General features: G+C 81.1%; 1 protein-coding gene. It reads left to right on the forward strand.

The features are described 5' to 3' along the window. Positions 1-1,351 precede the first annotated feature (1,351 nt). Positions 1,352-1,585: a DUF6059 family protein gene (locus GUY61_RS37775; protein WP_166634805.1), complete on the forward strand. Its 234-nt coding sequence runs from the start codon at positions 1,352-1,354 to the stop codon at positions 1,583-1,585. Positions 1,586-2,069: the final 484 nt, after the last annotated feature.

The following is a 2,069-nucleotide window of genomic DNA, read 5'->3' on the forward strand; positions in this document are numbered from 1 at the left end:
AGAGACAGCCCCCCGCACCGCCCACGGCCCGGTACGCGCAGGCGGCGGGCCGGGCCTCCCCACCGCCGGGGCGCGGGCGGCACGTCGCGGCGGCCGTCGGCGCGAGCCGGATCCGAAGGCACCGGATCACCACGTCGACGCGGTTGCGCGGGCCCGGACTCCCGGACTCCCGGACTCCCGGGCAGGTTGCGCACGCGCGTCCGGACGGTGTGCTCGGGTGCTCGGGTACTCGGGTGCTCGGGTGCTCGGGTGCTCGGGTGCTCGGGTGCTCGGGTGCTCGGGTGCTCGGGTGCTCGGGTGCTCGGCCAGTATCGGCGCGAGGGCAATCACGGTGCGGGACGGGCCGCGCGCGGCCGAGGTTGCGGCACTCGCCGGTCGGCGAGCCGGCCGGCCCGCACGGCCAGGACGGAGACGGCACCGCCGGTGCCCCGCGGCGGCCGTGCGGCACGGACACGGCCGGCAGGCCGTCGGGCAGCCGGCGCCACGGCCGCAGCGCGCCGCCGCAGCGGTGGCCGGTCGTCACGGGCAGGTACCCGCACAGAGCCGCGGGCCGGGCGCGGTCGGCGAGCCGGTCGGCCCGCACGGCCAGGACGGAGACGGCGCCGCCGGTGCCCCGCGGCGGCCGTGCGGCACGGACACGGCCGGCAGGCCGTCGGGCAGCCGGCGCCACGGCCGCAGCGCGCCGCCGCAGCGGTGGCCGGTCGTCACGGGCAGGTGCCGGGCGCGGCGGCGGCTCGGCGCCCCCGACGGTGGGAGGACCGCACCGTCCGGTCCGGCGGCCCGCGGCAGCGCGTCGGTCTCCTGCTCGTCGCGCAGGCCGTGCGCGAACGGCACATCGGGCCCGTGCGCCAGGACGGCGGCGAGCGCCCTCGGTCCGGGCCCGTCCTGCCCGGCGGCCGCGATGTCACCGCGCCCGTCGCGCAGGGGACCTGATCCCGGGCCGCGCGAGGGCGCCGGGTCCGACGGGGAACAGCCGCACCCCCGCAACAGGCGCCCGGGGTCGTGCCCGGCAGCGCCCGCAGAACGGAGGTCCGCGCGCACCCGGCCCGGCTCCGCCGGGGACGGGGCGCCCCCTGGCGCGCTCGTGGACGCGCACGAAGGCGGCCCGCGCCGTGCTGTCCCGGGGTCGTCGCGGCGGGGGCGGGCGGGACCGGGTCCGCACGCCGGTCCGCCCGTCCCGCAGGCGTCCCTGCCGCGGGCGCGAGGCGGGCAGCGCCGGGGAGCCCGGGACCGGCCCGGTGCGGGCGCGGTCCCGGGTCCGGCCGGGCTCGAGGGAGCGTCATGCCGTTCACGACCGGGCGTGCCGAGCATGACGGGGTGAGGTGACGGTCCGCGGCCCGAAGGAGTCCCCATGGCGTGCCCACGCGCCCGGCGCCTGGGGCGGTTGGCCCGCGCCCTGGTAGCCCACGTCTGGCAGGGCCTGGTCGCCCTGGGCACCATCCACGTCGCGGGCGAGACGGCCCGGGCCGGCGGAGCCCGCGTCCTCGACGCGCCTCCGCCCGGCCATCCCGAATGCCTGCGCCCGGACCTGCCCCTGACCGCGCTGGAGCGCACGCTGCTGGAGGAACTGGGCCCGCCGCACTGACGGTTGCCGGGCGCGCCGCCCCCGGGGGCGCGCCATGACCGGCCCGGCGTCAGCCACGTCCCCCGGGTCGTCAGCCCGTCCGGTCCGCCTCCTCCCGTGAACCGGCACCGCCTCCCCCCGTGAACCGATCCGGTCCGTGCCTGCGGCGGCTTGTACGCCCGCAGGTGGTACGCCGGGTGACGCGCGTGCCGAGCCGTGGCGCGGGCCGCGCGCGCAGGGGTCGGCGGCCGGCCGCCCGCAGCGAGGAACGCCCCGCCCCGCATCCGCCGCGCCCGGGTCACCGCGTCGGTCGGCAACCGCGTCGGCCGGTACCGAGATGCGGGCCGCGGCGTCCGGGGACGGGCTGACTCCCCGGACACGCCGAGCCGCTCGTGGACCCGGGTCCGCGAACCGCTGCGGCGAGGCGGCCCGTTCGGCGGCGATCACCCCCGCCCCGCCCCCGGCGCCGCGGGCGATGACGGCAGGAAGGCGGGAGGCGGGAAGG

The organism is Streptomyces sp. GC420, from assembly GCF_009916105.1.
Classification (GTDB): Bacteria; Actinomycetota; Actinomycetes; order Streptomycetales; family Streptomycetaceae; genus Streptomyces.

Coding starts and splice junctions, on each gene's coding strand:
- GUY61_RS37775 (WP_166634805.1), top strand. CDS start 1,352: ATGGCGTGCCCACGCGCCCGGCGCCTGGGGCGGTTGGCCCGCGCCCTG.